Annotated in this window: 19 protein-coding genes; 3 read left to right on the top strand and 16 right to left on the bottom strand. The window is 65.9% G+C overall.

The window, feature by feature from the left end; all coding sequences use genetic code 11:
• Positions 1–52: 52 nt before the first annotated feature.
• The 9 genes from galE to JY500_RS07770 all read right to left on the bottom strand — a co-directional run bounded on the left by galE (position 53) and on the right by JY500_RS07770 (position 9,701).
• Positions 53–1,069, bottom strand: coding sequence for a UDP-glucose 4-epimerase GalE (gene galE, locus JY500_RS07810; protein ID WP_206255882.1), 1,017 nt, complete (start codon positions 1,067–1,069; stop codon positions 53–55).
• Between the two features lie 118 nt (positions 1,070–1,187).
• Positions 1,188–2,387 (bottom strand): ABC transporter ATP-binding protein, encoded by a 1,200-nt coding sequence (locus JY500_RS07805; protein WP_206255880.1) that lies wholly within the window; start codon positions 2,385–2,387, stop codon positions 1,188–1,190.
• Between the two features lie 38 nt (positions 2,388–2,425).
• A complete protein-coding gene (gene dgoD, locus JY500_RS07800; RefSeq protein WP_206255878.1) occupies positions 2,426–3,574 on the bottom strand; it encodes a galactonate dehydratase in 1,149 nt (382 codons plus the stop codon).
• Positions 3,571–4,176, bottom strand: a complete 606-nt coding sequence (locus tag JY500_RS07795) for a 2-dehydro-3-deoxy-6-phosphogalactonate aldolase (protein WP_206255877.1) — start codon at positions 4,174–4,176, stop codon at positions 3,571–3,573. The genes dgoD and JY500_RS07795 overlap by 4 nt, the downstream gene beginning before the upstream one ends.
• Positions 4,173–5,084 (bottom strand): SMP-30/gluconolactonase/LRE family protein, encoded by a 912-nt coding sequence (locus tag JY500_RS07790; protein ID WP_206255875.1) that lies wholly within the window; start codon positions 5,082–5,084, stop codon positions 4,173–4,175. Before JY500_RS07790 ends, JY500_RS07795 begins: the two co-directional genes overlap by 4 nt.
• Positions 5,081–5,848 (bottom strand): SDR family NAD(P)-dependent oxidoreductase, encoded by a 768-nt coding sequence (locus JY500_RS07785; RefSeq protein ID WP_206255874.1) that lies wholly within the window; start codon positions 5,846–5,848, stop codon positions 5,081–5,083. The genes JY500_RS07790 and JY500_RS07785 overlap by 4 nt, the downstream gene beginning before the upstream one ends.
• Positions 5,845–6,912, bottom strand: coding sequence for a 2-dehydro-3-deoxygalactonokinase (locus JY500_RS07780; RefSeq protein WP_206255872.1), 1,068 nt, complete (start codon positions 6,910–6,912; stop codon positions 5,845–5,847). The genes JY500_RS07785 and JY500_RS07780 overlap by 4 nt, the downstream gene beginning before the upstream one ends.
• Positions 6,913–7,118: 206 nt before the next feature.
• Entirely contained in the window at positions 7,119–8,306 is a 1,188-nt protein-coding gene (malE, locus tag JY500_RS07775) for a maltose/maltodextrin ABC transporter substrate-binding protein MalE (RefSeq protein ID WP_206255870.1), read from the bottom strand.
• A gap of 165 nt (positions 8,307–8,471) precedes the next feature.
• Entirely contained in the window at positions 8,472–9,701 is a 1,230-nt protein-coding gene (locus tag JY500_RS07770; protein ID WP_206255868.1) for a maltoporin, read from the bottom strand.
• On the opposite strand from JY500_RS07770, the gene JY500_RS07765 reads away from it, so the two are divergent.
• Positions 9,700–10,023, top strand: coding sequence for a hypothetical protein (locus JY500_RS07765; protein ID WP_206255866.1), 324 nt, complete (start codon positions 9,700–9,702; stop codon positions 10,021–10,023). The two genes, JY500_RS07770 and JY500_RS07765, sit on opposite strands and share 2 nt — an antisense overlap.
• Before the next feature lie 82 nt (positions 10,024–10,105).
• Here JY500_RS07765 and JY500_RS07760 read toward each other — a convergent pair whose 3' ends face one another.
• From JY500_RS07760 to JY500_RS07730, 7 genes are all read right to left on the bottom strand, one after another.
• A complete protein-coding gene (locus JY500_RS07760) occupies positions 10,106–11,731 on the bottom strand; it encodes a methyl-accepting chemotaxis protein (protein ID WP_206255864.1) in 1,626 nt (541 codons plus the stop codon).
• Positions 11,732–11,798: 67 nt separating this feature from the next.
• Positions 11,799–13,739, bottom strand: a complete 1,941-nt coding sequence (locus JY500_RS07755; RefSeq protein WP_206255862.1) for a glycosyl hydrolase 53 family protein — start codon at positions 13,737–13,739, stop codon at positions 11,799–11,801.
• A 108-nt stretch (positions 13,740–13,847) separates the two neighbouring features.
• Positions 13,848–14,738 carry a maltose ABC transporter permease MalG gene (gene malG / locus JY500_RS07750; RefSeq protein ID WP_206255861.1) on the bottom strand — a complete coding sequence of 297 codons (891 nt, stop codon included), beginning with the start codon at positions 14,736–14,738 and terminating at the stop codon, positions 13,848–13,850.
• 13 nt (positions 14,739–14,751) lie between these two features.
• The gene (malF, locus tag JY500_RS07745; protein WP_206255859.1) at positions 14,752–16,263 is read right to left on the bottom strand and encodes a maltose ABC transporter permease MalF; all 1,512 of its coding nucleotides are present in this window, start codon (positions 16,261–16,263) and stop codon (positions 14,752–14,754) included.
• 44 nt (positions 16,264–16,307) lie between these two features.
• Complete coding sequence (gene malE / locus JY500_RS07740) at positions 16,308–17,516, bottom strand: maltose/maltodextrin ABC transporter substrate-binding protein MalE (RefSeq protein ID WP_206255857.1); 1,209 nt, start codon at positions 17,514–17,516, stop codon at positions 16,308–16,310.
• A 100-nt stretch (positions 17,517–17,616) separates the two neighbouring features.
• Positions 17,617–18,741 (bottom strand): ABC transporter ATP-binding protein, encoded by a 1,125-nt coding sequence (locus tag JY500_RS07735; protein WP_172204416.1) that lies wholly within the window; start codon positions 18,739–18,741, stop codon positions 17,617–17,619.
• 33 nt (positions 18,742–18,774) lie between these two features.
• Positions 18,775–21,156, bottom strand: a complete 2,382-nt coding sequence (locus JY500_RS07730) for a beta-galactosidase (protein ID WP_206255855.1) — start codon at positions 21,154–21,156, stop codon at positions 18,775–18,777.
• A 310-nt stretch (positions 21,157–21,466) separates the two neighbouring features.
• Here JY500_RS07730 and JY500_RS07725 point away from each other — a divergent pair, with 310 nt between their 5' ends.
• The gene (locus JY500_RS07725) at positions 21,467–23,464 is read left to right on the top strand and encodes a beta-galactosidase (RefSeq protein ID WP_246479827.1); all 1,998 of its coding nucleotides are present in this window, start codon (positions 21,467–21,469) and stop codon (positions 23,462–23,464) included.
• 37 nt (positions 23,465–23,501) lie between these two features.
• Positions 23,502–24,500, top strand: coding sequence for an aldo/keto reductase (locus tag JY500_RS07720; RefSeq protein ID WP_206255853.1), 999 nt, complete (start codon positions 23,502–23,504; stop codon positions 24,498–24,500).
• The last annotated feature ends 6 nt before the right edge of the window (positions 24,501–24,506 follow it).

The raw sequence follows: 24,506 nt of genomic DNA, 5'->3' as shown, positions 1-24,506 counted from the left end.
GTACCTCTTTCCTTCAAATTCAAGATTCGGACAGCCGGGTGACGATTCGCGGTCAGGCGTCCTGATATCCATTGGGGTTGAGCGACTGCCACTTCCAGGTGTCGCGCGTCATGTCGTCGAGGCTGCGCGTGGCGCGCCAGCCCAGTTCGCGTTCGGCGTAGGCCGGGTCGGCCCAGCATTCGGCGATGTCGCCGGGGCGGCGATCGACGAGCTTGTAGGGCAGCTCGCGGCCGACCGCGCGGCCGAAGGCGGCGACCATTTCGAGCACGCTGTTGCCGTGGCCGGTGCCGAGGTTGAACACGTGCACGCCTGCCCTGCCCTGGCGTGCCTTCAGCGCGGCGATGTGGCCGTCGGCCAGATCCATCACATGGATGTAGTCGCGCACGCCGGTGCCGTCCGGCGTCGGGTAGTCGCTGCCATACACCGAGAGATACTCGCGGCGGCCGACGGCGACCTGCGCCAGATACGGCATCAGGTTGTTCGGGATGCCTTGCGGGTCTTCGCCCATCAGGCCGCTGGGGTGCGCGCCGACCGGGTTGAAGTAGCGCAGCAGGGTCACCGACCAGTCCGGCGTGGCGTGCTGGAAGTCGGTCAGCACCTGCTCCATCATCAGCTTGGTCCAGCCGTAGGGGTTGGTGGCGCGGGTCGGGAAGTCCTCGCGGATCGGCACCGAAGCCGGGTCGCCATACACGGTGGCAGAGCTGCTGAAGACGAAGTTCTTCACGCCGGCCGCGCGCATCGCTTCGAGCAGCACGAAGGTGCCACCGAGGTTGTTCTCGTAGTACGCCAGCGGCTTGGCGACCGATTCGCCGACGGCTTTGAGCGCGGCGAAGTGGATCACCGCGTCGATCTTGTGCTCGGCGAAGATGCGGTCGAGCAGCGCGCGGTCGCGGATGTCGCCGGTGTAGAGCGTGGGGCGGCGGCCTGCGATGTGTTCGATGCGGTCGAGCACCTTGGGGCTGGCGTTGCAGAAGTTGTCGACGATCACCGGCTCGTAGCCGGCGCCGATCAGTTGCACGCTGGTGATGCTGCCGATGTAGCCGGCGCCACCGGTCACGAGGATCTTCATGGTCTTCCTTTCGCGGCGCAGGCGTTACCGGCGCCGTTCTTGAAAATGGGGGCTGGCCGCCACCACCCCGGGGGGAGGGATTGGGGGATTAGGGTGATGCGGCCAGCGTACTGCACGGTCAGGCCATCTGCACTTCAGGTGCAGCGTGGCGGCTTGTTTCGTTGTTGAGCCAGGGCAGTTTGAAGCCCGCCAGCTCATGGCACGGGCGCGGCAGCGCCTGGCCCGCATCGTCGAACAGGTGGCAGGCGGCAGGCGGTATGCCCAGCGCGACCATCTCGCCGCGCGGCACAGGCTGGTCGCCCTTGGCTTTGGCGATCAGCGCATCGGCCGAGCAGGCTTGTTCGAGGTAGATGAAAGTCGATTCACCGAGGCGCTCGGCCCACATGACCTGGCGATTCAGCGTCTGCATATCGGTGGCGCCCGGCTGGATGTGCTCCGGCCGCACGCCCAGCGTGACCTTCGCACCCAGCCGCAGGCGCGTCGCGTCGAGTTCGGCTGTCAGCAATTCGCCGGTTTCGATGCGCACCTCGGCGTGTGTCGGGGTGGCGGACACCAGCATGCCGGGAATCAGGTTCATCTTCGGCGAGCCGATGAAGCCGGCCGCGAACAGGTTGCGCGGGCGGTGATAGAGCTCAAGCGGCGAGCCCACCTGCGCAATGCTGCCGTAGCGCTGGGTGTCTTCGCCGGTGTTCAGCAGCACGATCTTGTCGGCCAGCGTCATCGCTTCCACCTGGTCATGCGTCACGTAGATCATGCTCGCCTTGCCGAGCTTGCGCTGCAGGCGGGCGATCTCGATGCGGGTCTGCACACGCAGCGCTGCGTCGAGGTTGGAGAGGGGCTCGTCGAACAGGAACACGCCCGGCTCACGCACGATGGCGCGGCCGATCGCCACACGCTGGCGCTGGCCGCCAGAGAGCTCCTTCGGCTTGCGTTCGAGCAGGTGTTCCACCTGCAGGATGCGCGCGGCCTTGTCCACGCTGCCGTCGATCGCCGCCTTGGCGGTGTGCGCGAGGCGCAGCGCGAAGCCCATGTTGCGCGCCACCGTCATGTGCGGATACAGCGCGTAGCTCTGGAACACCATCGCGATACCGCGCGCCGAGGGCGGCAGTGTGTTGACCAGTTTGCCGTCGATCAGCAGGTCGCCCGAGGTGATGTCTTCCAGCCCCGCGACCATGCGCAGCAGCGTCGACTTGCCGCAGCCCGAGGGGCCGACGAATACGCACAGCTCGCCGTCGGCGATTTCGAGATCGACGTCGCGGATCACCGGAACGTTGCCGGCGTAGGACTTGTTGATGCCGCGGAAGGAAATGCTGGCCATGCTTGGTTCTCCTGATGTGTTGCCGGTGGTGAGCGAACTCACCACTCCGCGACGCTGCCGTCGGCGTGTCGCCAGACCGGGTTGCGCCAATCGGGCGCATCGCGGCTGGCGGCGATCACGCTTGCCTCGTCGATCTCGACGCCCAGGCCCGGCCGTGGCAGCGCTGCGATGCAACCGCCATCGATGCGGAAGTCTTCGCGGTTAACCACGTAGTCGAGCAGATCTGCGCCCTGGTTGTAATGGATGCCAATGCTGTGTTCCTGCAGCACGGCGTTGTATGCGACGAAATCAAGCTGCAGGCAGGCCGCCAGCGCGATCGGCCCGAGCGGGCAATGCGGTGCGAAGGCCACGTCGTGCGCTTCCGCCATCGCGGCGATCTTGTGGCATTCGGTGATGCCGCCGGCGTGCGAGGGGTCGGGCTGCAGGAGCGCGAGGCCGCCCTCGGCCAGCACGCGCTTGAAGTCGAAGCGGGAATACATGCGCTCGCCGGCCGCCAGCGGAATCGAAGTGCTGTCGGCAAGCCGGCGGTAGTGCTCGGCCTGCTCGGGCAGCACCGGCTCCTCGACGAAGAGCGGGCGGAAGGGTTCGAGCTCGCGCAGCAGCACACGCGCCATCGGCGCTGAAACGCGGCCGTGGAAGTCGATACCGAAGTCGACCCGCTCGCCGAAGGCTTCGCGCACCGCGACGACACGCGCGACGACGGCATCCACCGCGCGCGGGCCAGCGAGCATCGCCAGTTCTTCGCTGCCGTTGAACTTGAAGGTGTCGAAGCCGGCTTCGAGCTGTTCGCCGATCGCGGCGACAAGTTCGGCCGGACGGTCGCCGCCGACCCAGCGGTAGGTGCGCATGCGGTCGCGCACGCGGCCACCGAGCAGCTCGTAGACCGGCACGCCGAGCGCCTTGCCCTTGATGTCCCACAGCGCCTGGTCGATGCCGGCGATCGCACTCATCAGCACCGGGCCGCCGCGGTAGAAGCCGCCGCGGTACAGCGTCTGCCAGATGTCGTTGATCTGTGCCGGGTCGCGGCCGACGACGTATTCGGCCAACTCATGCACCGCGGCTTCCACGGTGCGCGCCCTGCCCTCGATCACAGGCTCGCCCCAGCCGGTGATACCGGCGTCGGTCTCGACCTTCAGGAACAGCCAGCGCGGTGCGACGCGGTAAGTCGTGAAACGGGTAACTTTCATGCTGCAACGGCCTCCATTGCCGCTTGCAGCGCGATCGCGCGCGCGTAGGTCTGGCGCGCCGTCTGGCCAGCGCGGTAGAGCGCCCCGCCAAGGCCGGCGCCCGTGCAGCCGGCAGCGATGAAGGCCGCCAAGTTGCGCTCGTCGATGCCGCCCACCGCGTACAGCGGTACCGGCGGCAACACCGCGCGCAGCGCCGCAATGAAGCCGGTGCCGAGGCTCGCGGCCGGGAAAATCTTCAAGGCCGCAGCGCCTGCTGCCAGCGCGGCGAAAGCTTCGCTCGGCGTGGCGACGCCAACCACCGCTTCGATGCCCTGCGCTGCCGCCGCATGCACCACCGCATCGTTCAGGTTGGGTGTGAGCACGAAATGCGCGCCGATGCGTGCGACGCGCGATAGCGCCGCGGCATCCAGCACCGTGCCGGCGCCGATGCGCATCTGCGTGCCGGCGTAGCCCAGCGCGGCTTCAAGCGAGGCTTCGGCCCCCTGCGCGTTGAGCGGAATCTCCACGGACTCGATGCCCGCTGCGCGCAGCGCATCGAGCTGCGCGGCGACCTCGTGCTCACGCACGCCACGCAGGATCGCGATGATGCGCGGCGTGCTCACAGCGCACCTCCGAACCGGGTTTCGGCGAGCCCACGCAAGCCGGGAATCCGCAGTTCGAGCATTGCGCCGGCAAGCGGTTCGCGCCGCTGCACATCCGGCGGCAGGAAGGCGCGCGCGGTGGCCACATAGAGCCGCTCCAGCGCCGCACCGCCGAAGCCGGGGCACGCCGGCTGGCTCACCGGCAAGATGTATTCGTCGCTGATGCGGCCGCGTGCATCCAGCCGCACCACGCGGCTGCCGCCCCACAGCGCGCACCACACACCGTCGGCGTCGTCGACGACCGCGCCGTCCGGTTCCACGCCGGCGCCGAAGTACGGGCCGAAGGGGCGCACCGCGCTCACGCGACCAAGCTCGGCGTCGTAGTCGGCGCAGCGCATGCGCGAGTCGAGCGAATCGGCGAAGTGGATCCGCGAGCCGTCGCGGCTGAAGCACAGACTGTTGGTGATCACCACCGGCGGCAACGCCAAGGGCTGCAAATCGCCAGCCGCGGTATAGCGCCAGAAGCTCTCGCGCGGCGTGCGATCGCGTTCGTTCTTCAGGCCGAACACGAAGTTGCCGGCGCGGTCGCAGCGGCCGTCGTTGATCCGCAGGCCGGCGCCGATTGGCAACTGGCACAGGTCGGTCAGCGTTGCAGTGTCGAGGTCGAAGCTCGCGAGGGTGCGTTCAAGGCCCAGCAGCACGCGACCGGGCTGTTCACCCAGCGCGAAGCAGGCGAGCCGCGACGGCATTGCCCAGCGCTGGACTTCGCCGCTGGCGGGCGTCCAGGCGTAGAGGCAGCGACCCTCGATATCGGTCCACAGCAGGCGGGCGGCGTCGGCATCCCAATGCACGCATTCGCCCAGCTCGCACCGCAGGCCGGTAAGCGAGAACGGCACGGCCGCGATCGGCGGTGTGACGATGCCGTTCATGACCAGCCCCCGTCGATAACGAAGTCCTGCCCGGTGCACATCGCGCTGTCGTCCGCCGCGAGGAACAGCGCGAGGCGCGCCACATCCCCCACCTGAAGACGCTGGCGCAGACATTGATTGCGTTCGATCTCTTCGTCGGCACCGGGGCCGACCCACAGCTTGAGCTGGCGTTCGGTCATCACCCAGCCAGGCACCAGCGTGTTCACCCGCACCCCGGCGGCGCCGAACTCGCGTGCGAGGCTGCGCGTGAGGCCGTGGATCGCCGCCTTTGCGGCGGCATACAGCGGATAGCCCGGCGCCTTGATCATCCAGCCATTGGAGCCGACGTTGATGATCGCGCCGCGCCCCGCCGCACGCATATCGGGGAACACCGCCTGCGCGGCGAAGAAGTGATGGCGCAGGTTCACCGCGAAGGCCTGCTCCCAGTACTGCGGGCTCACTTCGCCGACGGTATGGCGTTCGTCGTTCGCGGCGTTGTTGATCAGCACCTCGATGCCGCCGCGCGTGCTGCGCGCCTGCACGATAGCCGCCTCCAGCGCCGCCACGTCGCACACATCGCAGGCGACAAACAGCGGGCGATGGCGCACGCCGGCCAACCGGGCGACGAGTTGCTCGCCCGCTTCGCGGTCGATGTCCAGAAAGCTCACGCGCGCATGCTGCTGCGCAAAGTGTTCGACGAGGCTCGCACCGATGCCGTTCGCGCCACCGCTGATCAGCACATGGCGGCCGGCAAGGCTGGGGTAGTACGCGTAGGCTGTGCTCATGCCGGCACCTTCGCGCGCGCAGGTTTGCGCCGTGTCGCCACCGCAGCGGGCTGCGGGAAAAAGGCTTCCGGCACCAGGCCGCGCACGCGTGCAATGCACAGCGCGCCCCAGCCGGCCAGATCGGCCTGTTCGATATCGCTGGTGACCGTGACACGACCAGAGAAGAAATCGTCCCCCGCCACCAGCAGCGCCAGCGCCTCGCGCAGCAGCGGCTTGCCGGTGATCACGAACTGCGTGCCGGGGCTCATGCGCACTGCGCTGCTGTTCTTCAGCGTCATGAGATCCGCCGCCAGCACCGCGCCAAGCAGGTAGTTGGCCCGCGCGTTGCGGCCATACACCGTGAACTGATCGAGGATGCGCACGACAAAGCCTGCGCGGCCGAGGCCGATGTCGCGCGCGGCGCGCGCGCCGGCCAGCAGCATCTCGGCGTCGATCGAGTCGGCGAAGCCGCTCTCCAGCGAACCGGCCAGAATCGTGTTGTGCGTGAGCACATGCAGCAGCTCGCCCGCCAGCGTGGTGACGCAGCCGATCACCTGCTGCTGCGCATCGAGATGCACGAACTTGGAATGCGAACCGGGCAGCACAACGACCGCCGGCGCGGCGATGCCGACGCGGTCGATGAGGCCCATCGTCTCGGTCTCTTCGCCGCGCATCATGTCCATCGCCTCGCAGTTGTGCAGGCCGAGATCGGCGGCAACGTTGCGCACGCCGGGCACGAACCACAGCGTCTTGCGGCACACCTCGGGGATACGCGCCGAGGCCATCGCGGCGGCCAGCACATCACGCCCCGCCGGTACATCAACATGCGGCACCTGACGCAGCCCCAACTCCGAACTGATCATGCCCGATGCGATCACCCGCGTGACCGCATCGATGCCGATGCCAGCGCCTTGCAGCGCATCGGCAATCGTGTCACGCACACCGGCCTTCAAGATCTCACTGCTGCCGCTGATCGCGGTATCGCGAACGCCGACCTGGCGTGCCGCGCGATGCAGCACCGCGCCGTCGCGCCACACGGTGACGCGGGTGTTCGTGGTGCCGGTATCGATGGTGAGGACGTTCATGGGTCTTCGTGTCTGCCGCGATGCGACGGAGTGATCCTGAAAACTGCGCTCTCAGACTGAGTGCCATCTTCGCGATCGCGGGCGCGACGATCAAACGATCAATACTTGGGCTTTCGCCTCATTTTTCTTAACGACAACACGCCATCGAAATGCGGCACTCCGAAAGCAGGATTTCGCGAGTGCCGCACCCAAACTGCAGCCGGAAGTCAGCGTTCGCGGATACGCTTCGCGGCCGCGCCCAACAGCTCCGCAGGGGCCTTGCGGCCTTCGACGATGCCTTCCAGCGCGGTTTCCATCGGCGCCCAGAAGTAGGTCATCTCCGGGTTGTTCGGCATCGGTGCGCCGTTGCGTGCAGCCTCGCTCATGCCGCGCACATGCGGGTCACTCGCCAGCTCGGCGCGCACGCGCAGATCCGCTGGCACGCCGAGCGACTTGTCGGCGTTGCACGCCTTCAAAGCGGCCGGCGTCAGCAAGGCGTTCTCGATGAACTCGGCGGCGATCTTACGGTTGGGGCTGGCGCGACTCACCATTGCGCCGGTGACTCCGACAAACGGCGCGCCCGGCTTGCCACCAACGCGCGGAATCGCTGCGGTGCCGAAGTCGATGTTCGCGTCCTTGAGCTTGTCCCACACCCAGGGGCCGTCGATCGTCATGGCGACCTTGCCTTCGAGGAAGGCACTTTCGGCTTCCTCGCGGCTGGCGCCGTTCGGCAGCACGCCGTCTTTCACGAGGCGCGCGAGCAGATTGGCGCCCTTCTGCGCGCCGGCGTTCGCAACGCCCACGTCGTTGGCGTTCCAGCCGTCTTCACGCGACTTGAATGCGTAGCCACCATTCGCGGCGAGCAGCGGCCAGCTGTAGTAGATGTGCGAGAGATCCCACAGGATCGCCTTGCGGTTCTGCGGTGCAAGCCGCTTATCCAGCGCCACGACGTCGTCAAAGCTCTGCGGCGGTGCGTTCACGTAGCGCTTGTTGTAGATCAGGTGGATCGCTTCGATGCCGATCGGGTAGCCCCAGAGCTTGCGGCCAAGCGAGAAGGCCTGCCAGCCCTGCGGGTCGATGGCGTCGCGCACCCGCTGGCTCGGCACCACCGGTTGCAGCAGGCCATCGGCGACCCAGCGGCCGAGGATGTCGTGCGCCCAGATCACCACGTCCGGCCCTTTGCCGGCCGCGGCGGCGTTGTGGAAGAAGTCGGGAATGGTCGCTTCGACCTTCACCGGCACACCGGTCTGCTTCGTGTAGCGCTCGGCCGTGCCAACCCAGGCATCGAAGCATTTGTCTTTGTTGACCCACACCAGCAATTTGCCCTGCTCGGCAGCGGCAACACCGCCCGCTGCGAGCGCGAGACTCAGCGCGGCAAGGCAACGAAGGCGACGAGTCCGTATTTTGTTTTTCATCATGCGCTCCGCAGTGCATCGCTGCAGCCGACGCGCGATGCACGAAAAAAATGCCGTCTTACCTCCGGGCAAGACGGCAACCACAGGAAGGAGGTGACCTTCCAGTCAAAGGAGGAATGCAGCGGTCCACACCCGTGCCCGCTTACGCGGGCACGGAGCCGACTCTTACCACCAGCTCTCGGCCTGGATGCCGAAGGAGCTGCCGCTGGTCTGCGTGCCGTAGGCGTCGTACGCAACCCAACCCTTGGCGTTCTCGTTCCAGGTTGCGTAGGTGTAGAACACGCGCAGTTCCGGGCGCGAGTACGGCGTGCGGCCGGCCGCTGCGGTCAGCGCGATCGTGCCCTTGGTCAGGTTGCGCGACTTGTCGTCACCCGAGGACTTCAGCTGCGTCCAACCGATTTCGGTCGCCACACCCCAGATGTCGTCGAAGTGGTAGTGCGGGCGGGCACCGACCGAGAACCAGGTCTGGTCTTTCCAGATGTCGGTACGCTTGTCTTTGCGGTAGATGACGTTCGCCAGCGCGGTCCATTTGCCATCGCCCGAGGTGTAGCTGACGTTGTCCAGAATCTGGAGGGTGTCGTCATCCTTCGTCGTGTCGGTCGCGATCTGACCGAAGTTGCCGTTCGCCATCGACGCGGTACCGTACTGAATGCCAACACGGTTCCAGGCGTTCAGGCTGCCCAGCTGCGCATCGTAGAAGGCGCCGACGTACCAGCCGTCCTCAGCCTTGTAGGCCTTGTTGCGGCTTTCCTTGCCCATCGCAAAGCCGGCGTTGACCGTGAGATAGCCGTTGTCGTGCAGCTTGACGCTTTCGAGCTTCAGCAGGTTGGCGTAGTACAACGTGTCGTCGTCGGTCTTGCCCGAATCGTTCCAGGTCACAGCGGTGCGTTCGATCGCGTAGCTGAACTTGCCGAAACCGAAGTCGAGGTTCTCGATACCGGCGCCGTCACCATCGCTGTTCTGGTACTTGTAGTCGAGGATGTGGATGTCCGGGCGGTCGTAGTAACGGCGGCCGGCCCAGATGCTCGCGCCCTTCAGCACGCCTTCACCCAGGTTGTGGCCCGACAGGTACAGCTGCGACCAGTTCACATCGGCGCCGTTGATCGAGTTCGGATAGCCCTTCCAGCCGGTCACCATCGCGTGGCCTTTCCACACGGTGCCATTGGCCATCGCGGGCGCTTCGACATCCAGGCCCAGTTCAGCGTAGTTGTCGCATTCGTTACCCAGACGGTACTTCGCCGGGCCGAGGCCGAAACAGGCCTGATCGCCCTCGTCGCTGGCGCCAAAGCCGGCGCGGAAATAGCCGTTGCTGGAAAGCCCCGGCGCAGCGATTGCGCTGGTGCCGGCCATCATGAGTGCAGCTGCAATCACACGCATCGGAAACCGTTTTTTCATGATTTGTTTTCTCCTCAAAAAACCTTGTCCACCCACTGTGGCGTGCTGCCGCCCGCATCGATTGCGGGCTGACATTCCTGTTGTCGTCGCCGACGACATGCGGGTATCGGCGACGATGTATTTCCTGGATCAGGTGCCGCGTCGCGCTCGAAACTCGCGTGTGACCGGCGGCCTGTTTTGCATTGTTCGTTTGACTGGAATTGCGCTGCAAACGAGCTTTTTTGGGCGCTTCGTCAAATTTGATTTAACGAAGCGCTTGCCTTCGAAGGCGTGCAGAAGCCTTGCCCGGCGCGGGGTTCGCGCAGGCGACGACTGGCATTGAGGCTTGCTGTTGCTGCGCTGCGCGCTAAGGCGCGCCAGCCCTGGGTGGGCCGCAGCCGGGTAGTTGTGTGCGCGTCATCGGATCAGGCCAGCCGATAGGCCGAGATGGCCCGCTGCATGTCGACCGCGAGGCCGTCGAGCTCGCGCGCAAGCGATGCGCTGACGCTGGAGGAGCGACTTGCGTCCTCCGCCATCTGCGCGATCTGCTCGACACGTTGCGCTACTGCAACACTGGTACGGCCCTGCTCGCGAATCGCATCGCTGATCTCGGTGACGCGCGCTTCGGCGCTCGCGTTCGCATGGGCGATGCGCTGCACCGCGTGGCTCGCATCGTTGGCACGCGCCACGCCCTGCGACACGCAGTCGACAGCGTGATCCATGCCCTCGATCGCTGCGCGTGCGCCACCGCGGATCGCGTCCACCATCTTGGTGATCTCGCGTGTGGAACTCGCTGTACGTTCGGCGAGCTTGCGCACTTCGTCCGCCACCACCGCGAAGCCGCGCCCCTGCTCACCCGCTCGAGCAGCTTCGATTGCGGCGTTGAGCGCCAGCAAATTGGTCTGTTCGGCGACTTCACGGATCACCGCCACGACGGACGAGATGCGGTCGCTGTCCGCACCCAACGCGCGGATGCGGTTGGAGGCCTCATCCACCGCCGCGGAAATCTGGGCAATGTCGTCCAGCGTGCGGCCGATCACCTCGCCACCGCTGGCGGCCAGCGCGCCGGATTCGCGCGACAGTGAATGCGCTTCGCCGGCCTGGTCACCGATATGCGACACGGTGACCGTGAGCTGCTCCATTGCCGCGGCCATTGCGGCGGCGGCTTCGCTCTGCGCATCGGCACTCGCCGCGCCGTCGTCTGCGCCCTGCGCCACGCGCGCTGCAGCGGTACCGACCCGCGACGCACCACCGGCGAGCGCCGCCAGGTCCGCCTGCAGCGATTCGAACAGCGTGTTGAGCGATTGCGCGATGCGGCCCAGCTCGTCGGCGCGCACCACCGGCACGCGCAGCGTGAAGTCGCGCTCGGCGCCGATGCGCGTCACGGTGTCCTGCACGCGCCGCAACGCGTCGGCAATGCCGCGCACCAGCATCGCACCGAGGCCCGCAACCGTTGCAATCGCCAGCACGATCACCGACGCAATCATCAGGTGGCCGCGCTGCGCGTCGTCGGCCGCGGCCTTGGCCGATACGCTGGAGCGTTGCGCGTTGTAGTCGGCATGCGCACGCAGCGCGGCGAGCGCCTTGGCGCCCGCGGGCAGCAGATCGTTTTCAACTGCGTGGCGCGCGGCGTCGTCCATGTTCTTGCGCGACAGGTTCAGCACTTCAGGCACCACCACCAGAAAGGCTTTGACGCCCTCGCGGTCGGCCTTCATCAGCTTGCCCTCATCGGCACCGTTGACGCGCTTTTCCTGCGCGGCGAGTTGCTGTTCGAGCGCCGCGAGGTCGGCGTTCAACGCCTTCTCGATTTCGTCCTTCTTGCCGTCGGCAATGTTGGTCATGTGGCTCAGCACGTTGACCTGTGCGCGCAGCAGCGCAGTTTCGGCGCCGTCGATCGCGGTGATCGACGGAATCGTCTGCCCGTTCGCAACGCCCAGCGCGCGGTCGAGCGCGCCAGCAGCCAGCAAACCTGCAGCGCCCACCAGCAACAGCGCCGCCGCAGACACGCCGACGATCAACCACAGCCGAAGCGATATTCCTTTGTGCTTCATGGAATGTCCCCCACTCCATTGTTTGATTCATGCCGGGCGCGGCTTGTGACTGCGCCCGGCATGCCGCTCAGTTCGCGCCGTCGCGAATGAACTCGAAGTCGTCGAGGTTGCCCCAGTTGCCGGTCTGGCCGTCGATCGCAACACCCACGGTGCAGGCACCGTTGGTCACCTTGATGCCGCTGACGGTGTATTGCGCCCACTTCTGCCAGCCGGTGTTGGTGATCGTCTTCGTGTAGCGCTTGCCGTCGCCACAATCGCGGGCGATCAGTTCGATCGACTTCTCTCCACCGCCGCCCGCAGCCCAGGCCTTGAGGCTGTAGGTGCCGTTAGGAATGCCGGCGTAGCTGCGGGTCGCCTCAACCTTGAACGGCTCGCCGAGCCAGTAGTGCATCGATTGCTGGCCGGTCTTCGCATTGCCGGGGTTGCGTTCGTTGCTGATCGCCGCTGCGGTGCCGGTGATCGTCCAGCCTTCCAGCTTGCCGTTCTCGAAACTCGGGTCTTCGATCAGGTTGCGGCGCGGCACGACCGCGACCGCCGCCTCGACCGGTACATCGAAGTTGCTCAGGTGGCCGACGAGCTTGAAGTTGCCAGCCTGCTTGAGTTGCTCGGCCGATACGTCGTTCCAGCTGACCCAGACCTCGCGCTGCGCATCGTCCGAGAACGCGACGCGGATCTTCTCCGGCGGCGCGAAGTTCTCACCCACGTAGGTCGTCAGCTTCAGTGGCGCGACAGGCAGCAGGGTCGGCACATCGGCCGCCGTGCCCGCTTCGCGAACCCGCTTGAACACGGCCAGCGAGGGCAGCGCGCGGCCCTTGAAGTCGAACATCGCCTGGTTGTCCCACGCGTTGCCTTCGCCGGTACGCCAGCCTGCTCCCTTGACCGGAATCCAGCCCGGCTCCCAGTAGAAGACGCCAGCACCGCGCTGCCCCGGCACTTGCGCAACGGCGTTGATCACGTCACGCACCAGGCTCGCCTGCCCCTGCGATGTGGCCTTGTAGCCCACGCTCTTCTGCATGTCGCGATTGAACAGGTTGGGGAAACCGTCGCCGTCTTCCGTGGTGTAGGCGTAGGCGGTTTCCATCACGACCACTTCCTTCGCGTAGCGCGAGGAGATGTCGTCGACGTTGCTCTGGAAATCGTCGAAGGTGCCGTGCCAGTACGGGTAGAAGGACAGGCCGATGACGTCGTAGTCCACACCCTTCTTGGTCAGCAGATCGAACACGCGACGGTAGAGATCATTGGTCGCACCGTTCGCGAGATGCACCGCCACCTTGGTCTTGCGGCTCGGGTCCGATTCGCGCACCGCCTTGATGCCCTGGCTCAGCAGCGCGACGAAGCCATCGTCACCACCGATCTGCTCTTCAGGCTTGGCTTTCCAGGTCTTGCCATCCGGCCACAGCATGCCGCCGTTGAGCTCGTTGCCGATCTGCACCATGTCCGGCGAGGCATTCGCCTCACGCAGCGCCTTGAGCACATCGGCGGTGTATTGATGCACCGCAGCTTCGAGTTCCTTGCCCTTGAGCTTTTCCCACGCAGCCGGCTTGAATTGTTTGTCCGGATCGACCCAGAAATCGCTGTAGTGGAAGTCCAGCAGGAACTTCAGGCCCTGCGCCTTGGCGCGTTGCGCCATGCGGATCGTTGCAGCGAGGTCGTTGTTGCCGCCGCCGACCGGCTCGCCCTTGCGCGAGATGGTCTTGCCGCCTTCCACCACGTCGGCCGCGTTGACCGGGTTGTTCCAGATCCGCAGGCGGATCCAGTTGACACCGTTTTCCTTCAGGATCGCGAAGATGTCTTTCTGCTGGCCCTGCGCGTCATAGAACTTGCCGCCGAGTTTTTCGATCTCGTCGGTCATCGACACATCGGCGCCCATCATGAAATCGGCGCGCAGCTCGGGCACCGGTTGCACCGTCACCGCGGCGGGCGCGGCAGCGAAGGCAGCGTTCGGCAGCGCGGCAGCGCACAGCAAGGCGACGGCCAGCGTGCGCAGTCGGAACGAAGTCTGGTTCATGTTCGTTTGTCCCCTGTTATTTTCGGTCTGTGTTGCGTGGTCGATAGGCGTGCGCCGCCCGCACCGGCCGCCGAACGGCCGGTGACGGAGACACGCTTGTGGAGAGATTCAGCCCTTGACTGCGCCCGAGGTGAGGCCCGAGACGAGCCACTTCTGCGTGACAAGGAAGAGCACGGTCAGCGGCATGCCCGCGAGGATCGCCGTCGCCGCGAAGTCGCCCCACAGGTAGCGCTGATTGAAGAGGAAGAGCCGCGAGCCGATGGCGAGCGTGAGCTTGCTCTCGTCGTGCATCAGCACCGACGCGACGGGGTACTCGATCATGCCGCCGAGGAAGGCGAGCACGAACACCACCACCAGAATCGGCACTGCCATCGGCAGCAGCACATGCACGAAGGCCTGGAAGGGTGTTGCACCATCCACGGCAGCCGCCTCTTCGAGTTCGCGCGGCACGCTGTCGTAGTAACCCTTGATCAGCCAGATGTGCTGCGCCACACCGCCGGTGTAGGCGAGCGCCAGGCTCCAGTGGCTGTTGAGGCCCAGCCAGGGCACGAAGTCGCCGATGCGGTCGAACAGTGCGTAGATCGCCACGAGTGCGAGCACCGACGGGAACATCTGCAGCAGCAGCAGCGCGTTGAGCATCGTGTCACGCCCGCGGAAACGCATGCGGGCGAAGGCATAGGCACTGGTGATCGAGAGCACCAGCGACACGATCGCGGAGATCAGCGCCACCTTCATCGAGTTGATGATCCACTGCAGCACCGGGAACGGCGGCTTCACCAGCGTACCGTCGGCGTCGATGTAGGACATGCCGAGCGCGAGCTTCCAGTGCTCGAAACTGATGTGCGAGGGGATCAGGCTGCCGCCGGCGAAGTTGCCGGGGCGCAGCGAGATCGACACGATCATCAGGAAGGGCATCACCGTCAGCGCGATGAAGGCAATCATCGCGGCGTGGGTGGCAAACACGCGCCAGCGGTGCGATTTCTTGAGAACGATGGCCATGGTCTTGGATCCTTCAGGCGTTGGCGTGGTTGACCTTGAACAGGCGCAGGTTCACCACCGCCAGCGTGGCGACGATGAGGAACACGATCGACGAGATCGCGCAGGCCAGTGCGTAGTTCTGCCCCGAGTCCTGGAACGCGATGCGGTAGGTGTAGGACGCCAGCAAGTCCGTCGCCCCCACCGGCACCTGGGTGTCGAGGTAGTCCGGCGCACCGCCGGTGAGCAGCGCGATCAGCGTGAGGTTGTTGAAGTTGAACGCGAACGAGGCGATCAGCAGCGGCGCAATCGGGCGGGCGATCAGCGGCAGCGTGATGCGGAAGAAGTTCGTCAGCGGGCCGGCACCGGCCAGCGCCGAGGCTTCGTAGAGCTCCGACGGGATCGCCTTGATCAGCCCCATGCACAGAATCATCATGTACGGGTAGCCGAGCCAGGTATTCACGATCAGCACCATGCTGCGCGCCAGCGTGGCGTCCGAGAACCAGCTCGGGCGCACGCCGAAGAACATGTCGAGCACCATGTTGATCTCGCCGAGGTTCTCGTTGAACAGCCCACGGAACACCGGAATCGAGATGAAGGCCGGCACCGCATACGGCAGGAACAGCATCAGCCGGTAGAAGTTGCGGTAGCGCAGCGCGTCCCAATTCAGCGCATTCGCCAGCAGGATGCCAATCGCGAAGGTGAGGATGGTGTTGATCGCGGCGAAGCTGATCGTCCAGCCGAACACCCGACCGAAAGGTTCGAAGAAGCGCGGATCCTTGAAGATCTGCACGTAGTTTTCCCAACCGACATACACCCGGAAACCCGGCTCGACCGGATCGCCGTTGGCGCGCAGCCAGTAGCCGCGGGCGAAGTCGGCCGTCAGGCGCGAGCCGTCCGCCGCATCGGTGAGCGAGCCATCCTTGTTGCGCGAGAACGCCGGGTGCATTGCCGAGAAGCGACGCAGGCTGCTCATGCGCATTTCGGTGCCGTCGGGCATCACGGCGACGAGATCCTTGATCTGCGCCTGCAGGCCAATCACATCCTTGAGCGTTGCCGGCTCGCCTTGCGGTTCATCGGCGACCGCTGCCACCTTAACGCGCTGCACACCACCGAGCTTCACCGGCTCGGATGCGAAGTGCTGCTCCGCGTCGTCGGTAAACACGAAACGGTAAGCGCCGCCCTGCTCCGGCAACATGCGGAAGCTCATGCCTTCGCCACTGCTGACGGTGCGACCGAGCAGCACATCGGTTGCCCGCTCGAACGACAGCAGGTGTGCCGAGCTGTAGTTGGTAAAACCGATGGTGAGCGTGTAGGCCATCGGGAGGACGATGAAGAGCAGCGCGGCAAAGATGCCCGGCACCACATAGCGCCACGCATAGAAACGCGGCGACAGGTAGATCCAGACCGAACCGCCGATCAGCCCGAGCGCGGCAAGCGCCAGCGCGGGCTGGCGCGCCATGTAGAACACCACCACCAGCGCAAAGCCAGCCACCAGCGCAATCACGCCGAGTGCCGCCAACGCCATGTGCAGATACGAGCGCTTCATTCCCTCACCGCTTTCATCATCACTTCCCGATTAACCTGTTTGCTTCACTCGCCGCGGATACGCTTGGCTGCGCGGGCGAGGCCGTCCTTCACCGATTCACGACCCTGGGTGATGTTCTGCAGCGCGGCCTGCATGGCCGACCAGAAGCGCGTCATCTCGGGGTTGTTCGGCATCGGCGAGCCCGCCTGCGCAGCCGCCATGGTGCCGGCGATCAGCGGATCGCTCTTCAGCTCGTTGTAGAACGCCTTGTTGGCCGGAACACCCAGCGGCACATGTGCATGCATTGCCTTGAGGCCGTCTTGCGACAGAAGGTAGTTCTCGAGGAACTCGTTGGCCGTTTCCTTGTTCGGGCTGGCGGTGCTGACCATCGCGCCGAGCACGCCGACAAAGGCGCCACCCTGCTTGCCATCGACCTTCGGGAACGGAGCAACGCCGAAGTTGATCTTGCTCTTCTTCAGGTTGTTCCACGCCCACGGGCCGTTGATCGTCATCGCCACGCGGCCTTCGTTCATCGCCGCTTCGGCCTCGGCGTAGCTCGCCGTCTTCGGCATCACGCCGGCCTTGATCAGCGACATGATGGTTTCCATGCCGCGGATTGCGCCGGGGCTGTCCATGCCGGTGTTCTTGGCGTCGTAGGTGCCGTCGTCGTTACGCTTGAAGGCATAGCCGCCGCCTGCCGAGAACAGGCCGTAGGAGTAGTAGATCTCGGTCATCGGCCACATGATGGCGCGCTTGCCCTTCGGCGCCAGCGTCTTGTCCAGCGCGATGACTTCTTCCCAGGTCTTCGGTGCGGTCGGCACGAGATCCTTGTTGTACAGCAGCGCCACGGCTTCGATCGAGATCGGGTAGCCCCAGGTCTTGCCGCCGATGTTCCAGGCTTTCCACGCCAGCGGATCGATCGATTCGACTGTCTTCTTCGACGGCGTTACCGGCGTGACGAGGCCAGCCGAGATCCAGCTGCCGGCGCGGTCGTGCGGCCACATCCAGATGTCCGGGCCCTTGCCCGCTGCCGCGGCCTGCTCGAACTTGGCGATCGCGTCTTCCGGATGCTCCACCTTCACCGCGATGCCGGTGTCCTTGGTGAACTTCTGCGCGATCTTGGCGATGCCCTCATAGCCCTTGTCGCCGTTGATCCAGATGAGCAGGCTGCCCTTCTCTGCCGCCATGGCCGGGAAGGCGGCACTGCCCAGTGCGCCGATCACGCCTGCTGCAATGAGACCCAGCGCCCGACGACGGGGAGTGAATACTGTCATTACATGTCTCCTGATTTTTCTAACACCCGAACTCACGCCGCGCACCCACTGGCGCACGACCCACCTTGGGCGGCCCGCAACCGGGGCCACCCCCCAATTGCTAGTAACCCAGTCGCTCGCAGGCGCGGCCATCGGCGTCGAACAGATGGCAAGCCTGTGGTGGTACATGCAGCCGCACGGCGTCGTCGATGCGCACCGCGTGCGTACCATCGATGCGCGCCAGCAGATCCTCACCTTCACCGCCATCGAGGTAGGCGAAAGTCTGGTCGCCAAGGTGCTCGACCCAGCGCACGCCGCACCCAATCGTATCGGCGTCGTGGCTGGCGCACAGCGCCACATGCTCCGGGCGCACGCCCAGCGTTGCACGGCCACCCACGGCCAGCGCGCCCGGCTTGACAGCCGCGTTGAGCACATCACCACGGCGCGTGCGCACCTGTACGCCCTGCGGCGCGATGCCGCAGACCTCGACATCGATGAAATTCATCTTCGGCGAACCGATGAAGCCCGCCACGAACCGATTGGCCGGCGCGTTGTAGAGCTGCATCGGCGAGCCGACCTGCGCCACGCTGCCGTAGCGGGCGACGTCGTCGCCGGTGTGCAGCAGCACGATCTTGTCCGCCAGCGTCAGTGCTTCCACCTGGTCGTGCGTCACATAGATCGTGCTGGCCTTGCCATATTCGCGGTGCATGCGGGCGATCTCGACGCGCATCTGCGTGCGCAGCGCGGCATCGAGGTTCGACAGCGGTTCGTCGAACAGGAACACCCCCGGGTCGCGAACCAGGGCGCGGCCAATTGCCACGCGTTGCCGCTGCCCGCCGGACAGCGCACGCGGCCGGCGCGCCAGCAGGCGCTCGATCTGCAGCATCTCGGCGATCTTCGCCACGCGGCTCTTGATCGTTTCCTTGTCGTGGCCGGCGAGCCCCATACCGAAAGCGATGTTGGCCGCCACATCCATGTGCGGATACAGCGCGTAGTTCTGGAACACCATCGCGACGTTGCGTTCCGACGGCGCGAGGTCATTCACCCGTTGCTCGCCGATCAGCATGTCACCGGCAGTGATGTCTTCCAGCCCGGCCACCATGCGCAGCAAGGTGGACTTGCCACAGCCGCTCGGCCCGACGAACACGCAGAACTCGCCGTTGGCGATTTCGAGCGAGACATCCCGTACGACCGGCGCATTGCCGTCGTAGGACTTGCTGACGTTCTTAAGCGTTACCCCTGCCACACCATGCTCCGATTCTGTGAGTCGTCTGTTCGGTCAGATCGCCGAAGCGAGGAGTGCCTCGCGCCATGCACTGAGCTTGACCGTCACCAGGCAGCCGCGATGCGCGGCATTGTTCAGACGCTCACGCGCCGCGGCCTCCAGGAAGATCGGCAAATCGGGTCGTGCAGCGACGATGCGCAGTTCAAGCGTTGGCCACTGACCGTCGCGGATGAAGCGATCGAGGCCGACGTACCAGGGTTCGCCGTCGAAGAAGTTGTCGTCGACCAGCACACCATCGGCGTAAAGCCGGGCAGCGTCGCCAACGTAGTTGATCTCAGCCAGCAGGCGGCCCTTGATGCCGGCCCATTCGGCGGGCGGCTGCAGGCGCACCGTCGTGGCGTCTGCAAATTCAGCGTCGTCCGGTGCGAGCGGCACCGGGCCGGAGCGCCAGGAAATGTGCGGACCGAGGCGCACGGCCGGCGGCATCGGCTGATCCTGCTGCACCGTGAAACCGACTTCGGCGGCGAGCGGTGCTGCCGCGGCTTCGGCCACCGTCACCCGCACGATGCCGGCGCCCAGCGCATCGCCGACGAGGTCATCGCCGGGGAAGAAGCTGATCGTCGCGGCCTGCGCGGCGGGCGAAGCCACCACGATGTCGGCGCCGCGCTGGTAGGTCGCATGCTCACTGAATGCCAGCCGCTCACGGCCACGGAACTGCACGCGGGCGGCCTGCTCGGCGAGCTGGCGGTCGAGCAGCAGCACCTCGTGCTGCACACCCGAGGCATCAATCAATTGCAAGCGCGTTGCCGGGGCGCCGCCAGCCGGGCGAACGATCAAGTCGTTGCCTACGGTTTCAAGCGTCGCGCCGCCGGCGTCGACAACCGTGACGGTTGTGGCGTCGAACGCAAGGCTCGGCGCGATCGACGGATGCACGAACGCAACCCAGGTCGTGCGGCCATCCTCGACCCAGCGCGTCAGCGGCTGCACGGTAGCGTTGCGCAGCACCGCTGCGCCGATACGCGCACCCAGCGGCCAGATCGTGTAGGCGCCGGTCGGCACGTCGACCTGCGGGAAGCGCTGCTCACCGGCCGTCGTCTTGACTGAAATCTGCACTGCGGGGAAATCCGGCAGCGGGTGGTGGCGCACATGGTTGTTGATGAACACGAAACCCTGCTCGCCGGCACCGCGCGCGGCAACCCGCAGCGGCTCACGTGCCGCGGCGTCGAGGCTCGCGCCCTCGGCCATCACAGCTTCCATCGGCGCCAGTTCCTCACCGAAGGCCTGCAGGAACAGGTGCAGACAGCGCAGCCGGCCATAGGATTCGCGCGTCTGGCCGTACTGCCCGAGCGGCGCGCGGAAGTCGTAGCCCAGCACTGCAACGTCGTTGGGGTAGCCGGTGTCCTGCGTTTCGTTATAGCGGCGCGGGCCAAGCGGGTTGGTGCCGCCGTGATACATGTAGTAACCGTACAGCGAGGCGCCGGAGCCAATCTGCACCAGCGTCGTCGCGGCCAGATCGTCGGCCATCAGCGTCGGGCGGCGGTGGTAGGAAACATGCATGCCGCCGCCGGCCTCGGCGAGGAAGAACGGATAGTGCGTCTTGTCGACACGGCCTTCGGCTGGCGTGCCGCCAACGTTGCCCATCTCCCCGATCGCGCGTTCGGTGTTGAACACGAACACGCCAGACGGCGGCAGCGGCTCGCTGCTGCCCTGCCAGAAGCCATCCGGATAGGCGCCGGAAACCGGCACCACATCGTGCGGCGGAATATCCAGCGTCGGCCAGCCGGTCACCGTGTAGAGGGGCACGCGCAGGCCAGCCTCGATCGCGATGCGCTTGAGCTCGGCGATGTGCTCGGCGCCACAGCCAGGGCCGGTCCGGTCGTATTCGTTTTCAAGCTGCACGCCAACGACCGGGCCGCCGTCCGCCCACATCAGGCCCGCCACTTGCGCGCCGATCTGCTGATAGAAACGGGTGACTTCAGCGAGATAGGCCGGCGCATTGCAGCGCAGTTCGCCGATGCCGATCAACCAGTCCGGGAAGCCGCCATAGCGCGACTCCGCATGCACCCAGGGGCCGGGACGCAGATAGACGTAGAGCCCCGCGGCGGCTGCGAGCTGCACGAAACGACGCAGATCGCGCGAGCCCGCCCAGTCGAACTGCCCTCGCTCGGCTTCGTGGTGATTCCAGAACACGTAGCTGGCTACGATGCTGACGCCACCGGCGCGCATCTTGCGCAGTTCTGCCTCCCACTCGTCGGCCGGATAGCGCGAGTAGTGGAACTCGCCCATCACTGGCAGCCACGGCTTGCCATCGAGTTCAACGTAGCGGCTGTTGACCGTCAGGCGGCGCGTCGCCGGCTGGTAGTGCCCGAGGTTGAGGAAATCACGCTCCACGGGAGCGAGGTCGGCAGGAAGGCTGAGCGAGATCAGAGAGGTCACGTTTTTGGTTAAGCGTTTAAGTTTCGGCGCAGTCTCAGGTTTCGATGATACACAAGCAATGAGGGTAAACCCCTACGTATTCGCAATTCTCGTCAAACATAGAACCCTTGCTTGGTCGCCAACCCTTTGCTGCACAAGGCCCTCACAAAGCAAACACCCAGCGCGCTTGCACGTTCGGCATGTAGCCAGGGCTTTTGATCCAACGCAAAAACCAAACCCCACCCGTACAAGCCAGGTGACAAGAATCGGCGGACGCGTATGATTCGCAGCGCGTTAATCGCTTAACCTCACCAATAGGATTCGTCGGAACATGGAGCCCCTACCCGCCCGGACGATGCAGCTTGGCGTCTGCTACTACCCCGAACAATGGCCGCAGGCAATGTGGGCCGACGACGCGCGTCGCATGCACGCGATGGGTATCCGCATTGTCCGGATTGCCGAGTTCGCCTGGAGCAAGCTCGAGCCGAAACCGGGCCAGTACGACTGGGCGTGGCTCGATGAAGCAATCGAGACACTGGCTGGCGCGGGGCTGCAGATCGTACTCGGCACGCCGACCGCCGCGCCGCCACGCTGGTTGCTCGACCAACACCCTGACATGCTGGCGCTGGATGCCCACGGCCACCCGAAAGGCTTTGGCTCACGCCGCCACTACTGCTTTTCCAACGAAGCCTTTCACGCCGCCAGCCGCAGCATCGTCGAGGCGATGGCGCGCCGCTACGGCCAGCACCCGGCGGTGATCGCCTGGCAGACCGACAACGAGTATGGCTGCCACGACACGGTGCTCTCGTACTCGGCCGCAGCCGTGCAAGGCTTCCGGCGCTGGCTGGCCGAGCGTTACGGCACGATTGCCGCGCTCAACGAGGCCTGGGGTAACGTGTTCTGGAGCATGGAATACAGCAGCTTCGAGCAGATCGGCGCGCCGGTGGCCTTGCCGACCTTCGCCAATCCGATCCACTCACTGGATTACCGCCGCTTCGCGTCCGACGAGGTGATCCGCTTCAACCGCATGCAGGCGGAGATCCTGCGCGTGCACTCGCCGGGCCGCGACGTGCTGCACAACTTCATGGGCTTCTTCGCCGAGTTCGAACACCACGAAATGGGCCGCGACCTGGACGTGGCGAGTTGGGACAACTACCCGCTCGGCTTCACCGACATGGCGCACTTCATCCCGGACGAAGATCGCCTGCGCTGGATGCGCACCGGCCACCCCGATGTGTCCGCCTTCAACCACGATCTCTACCGCGGCGTCTGCAAAGGCCGCTGGTGGGTCATGGAACAACAGGCCGGCCCGGTGAACTGGGCCAACGCCAACCCCGCGCCGCTGCCCGGCATGGTGCGCACGTGGACTTGGGAAGCCTTCGCGCACGGCGCCGAAGTCGTCTCCTACTTCCGCTGGCGCCAGGTGCCTTACGCGCAGGAGCAGATGCACTCGGGCCTGCACACGCCCGACAATCAAATCGACATCGGCGGCACCGAGGCCACCCAGGTCGCGCGTGAGCTCGCCCGCCTGCAGCCCGGCCCCGCCGGCCGTGCCCGGGTTGCGCTGGTGTTCGACTACAGCGCGAAGTGGATGCACGAGATCCAGCCGCACGGCGCCACCATTGACTACTACAGCGAGGTATTCAGCTGGTACAGCGCGCTGCGCCGGCTCGGCCTCGACATCGACATTCTGCCCGCCAGTACTACCAGCTTCGCCGGCTACGCACTGATCGCCGTACCCGCACTGAGCACGATCAGCGAAACACTCGTCGAGCGTCTGCGCGCCAGCGGCGCCCAACTTGTGTTCGGCCCGCGCAGCGGCGCCAAGACGGCGCGCTTCTCGGTGCCAGAAGGGCTGCCGCCCGGCGCGCTCAAGACCCTGCTGCCGATGCGGGTGACGCGAGTGGAGAGCCTGCGGCCCGGTATCAGCATCCCGGTGCTGGCGGCCGGCCGTGAGCTGGGGAGTGCCGGCACATGGCGCGACTTCGTCGAACCGCTTGGCGCCACCGAGGTGCTGGCGCGCTTTGGCGACGGCCACCCGGCGATCCTGCGCCATGGCAACGCGCGCTATTTCGCCGGCAGCTTCGCCGCCGCGCTGCTGCTCGACCAGCTCGAAGGCTGCGCACGCGAGGCCGGTGTGATGGTCCGGCGGGTTGACGACGGCCTGCGCCTGCGCCGCCGCGGCAAGCTCCAGTTCGCGATCAACCACGGCCCGCACAGCGCGCGCGTACCCGCGCCAGCCGGCGCGCGCTTCGTGCTCGGCAGCGAAGTCCTGCCTGCCGCCAGCGTCGCAGCATGGGAAGTCGGCCCCCAAGACGAGCCCGCCTGATGGATACTCGCCCCCTTGACCGGAACCGGAGTCAGCCATGAGCCCGTACACGCCAACAGACAACCGCTACGGCGCCCTGCCCTATCGCCGCTGCGGCCGCAGCGGCCTAAAGCTGCCCGCAGTCTCGCTCGGCCTGTGGCACAACTTCGGCGGCGTCGATCGTTTCGAGAACGCGCGGGCCCTGGTGCGTTGCGCCTTCGATCACGGCATCACGCATTTCGACCTCGCGAACAACTACGGCCCGCCGCCCGGCTCCGCCGAGGAGACTTTCGGTGCCCTGCTCGCAGGGGATCTGAAGCCTTATCGCGACGAGTTGGTGATTTCGACAAAGGCCGGCTACACCATGTGGCCCGGCCCCTACGGCGACTGGGGCTCGCGCAAGTATTTGGTGGCGAGCCTGGACCAAAGTCTGCAGCGCCTAGGGCTGGACTACGTGGACATTTTCTACCACCACCGGCCGGACCCGGAGACGCCGCTCGAAGAGACGATGGCAGCCCTCGCGCACATCATCGCCAGTGGGCGCGCGCTGTACGTCGGCCTCTCCAACTACCCGGCGGAGCTCACACGCCGCGCGGCGGCGATGCTGCGCGAGCTGGGTACGCCCTGCCTGATCCACCAGCCGCGCTACAGCATGCTGGATCGCTGGGTGGAAGGCGGCCTGCTCGACGCACTTACCGATGAAGGCATAGGCGGCATCGCCTTCTCGCCGCTCGCGCAAGGCGTGTTGAGCGACCGCTATCTCGGTGGCGAGATCCCTGCCGACTCACGCGCGGCGCGCGGCGCCTTCCTGAAGCCGGAGCAGATCACGCCGGCGCGCCTTGCGCTGGTGCGTGCTCTCAACGACATCGCCGCGGCGCGCGGGCAGAAGCTCGCGCAAATGGCGCTGAGCTGGGTGTTGCGCCAGCCAGCGATCAGCTCGGTGCTGATCGGGGCGAGTCGAAGCGAGCAGATTCTCGATGCGGTGGCCGCAGCAAACGCAGCGCCGCTCACTCAGGAAGAAATCCACGCCATCGAAGCTGTTTTGAGCACGCACTGAACAGCC

The organism is Niveibacterium microcysteis, assembly GCF_017161445.1.
Lineage (GTDB): Bacteria > Pseudomonadota > Gammaproteobacteria > Burkholderiales > Rhodocyclaceae > Niveibacterium > Niveibacterium microcysteis.
This window is presented reverse-complemented; position numbering and strand designations above follow the sequence as displayed.

Bases quoted from the DNA above. Each gene is read 5' to 3' on its own strand.
- galE (WP_206255882.1), bottom strand. From the start codon at position 1,069: ATGAAGATCCTCGTGACCGGTGGCGCCGGCTACATCGGCAGCATCACC.
- JY500_RS07805 (WP_206255880.1), bottom strand. From the start codon at position 2,387: ATGGCCAGCATTTCCTTCCGCGGCATCAACAAGTCCTACGCCGGCAAC.
- dgoD (WP_206255878.1), bottom strand. From the start codon at position 3,574: ATGAAAGTTACCCGTTTCACGACTTACCGCGTCGCACCGCGCTGGCTG.
- JY500_RS07790 (WP_206255875.1), bottom strand. From the start codon at position 5,084: ATGAACGGCATCGTCACACCGCCGATCGCGGCCGTGCCGTTCTCGCTT.
- JY500_RS07785 (WP_206255874.1), bottom strand. From the start codon at position 5,848: ATGAGCACAGCCTACGCGTACTACCCCAGCCTTGCCGGCCGCCATGTG.
- JY500_RS07780 (WP_206255872.1), bottom strand. From the start codon at position 6,912: ATGAACGTCCTCACCATCGATACCGGCACCACGAACACCCGCGTCACC.
- malE (WP_206255870.1), bottom strand. From the start codon at position 8,306: ATGAAAAACAAAATACGGACTCGTCGCCTTCGTTGCCTTGCCGCGCTG.
- JY500_RS07765 (WP_206255866.1), top strand. From the start codon at position 9,700: ATGATTTGTTTTCTCCTCAAAAAACCTTGTCCACCCACTGTGGCGTGC.
- JY500_RS07770 (WP_206255868.1), bottom strand. From the start codon at position 9,701: ATGAAAAAACGGTTTCCGATGCGTGTGATTGCAGCTGCACTCATGATG.
- JY500_RS07760 (WP_206255864.1), bottom strand. From the start codon at position 11,731: ATGAAGCACAAAGGAATATCGCTTCGGCTGTGGTTGATCGTCGGCGTG.
- JY500_RS07755 (WP_206255862.1), bottom strand. From the start codon at position 13,739: ATGAACCAGACTTCGTTCCGACTGCGCACGCTGGCCGTCGCCTTGCTG.
- malG (WP_206255861.1), bottom strand. From the start codon at position 14,738: ATGGCCATCGTTCTCAAGAAATCGCACCGCTGGCGCGTGTTTGCCACC.
- malF (WP_206255859.1), bottom strand. From the start codon at position 16,263: ATGAAGCGCTCGTATCTGCACATGGCGTTGGCGGCACTCGGCGTGATT.
- malE (WP_206255857.1), bottom strand. From the start codon at position 17,516: ATGACAGTATTCACTCCCCGTCGTCGGGCGCTGGGTCTCATTGCAGCA.
- JY500_RS07725 (WP_246479827.1), top strand. From the start codon at position 21,467: ATGGAGCCCCTACCCGCCCGGACGATGCAGCTTGGCGTCTGCTACTAC.
- JY500_RS07720 (WP_206255853.1), top strand. From the start codon at position 23,502: ATGAGCCCGTACACGCCAACAGACAACCGCTACGGCGCCCTGCCCTAT.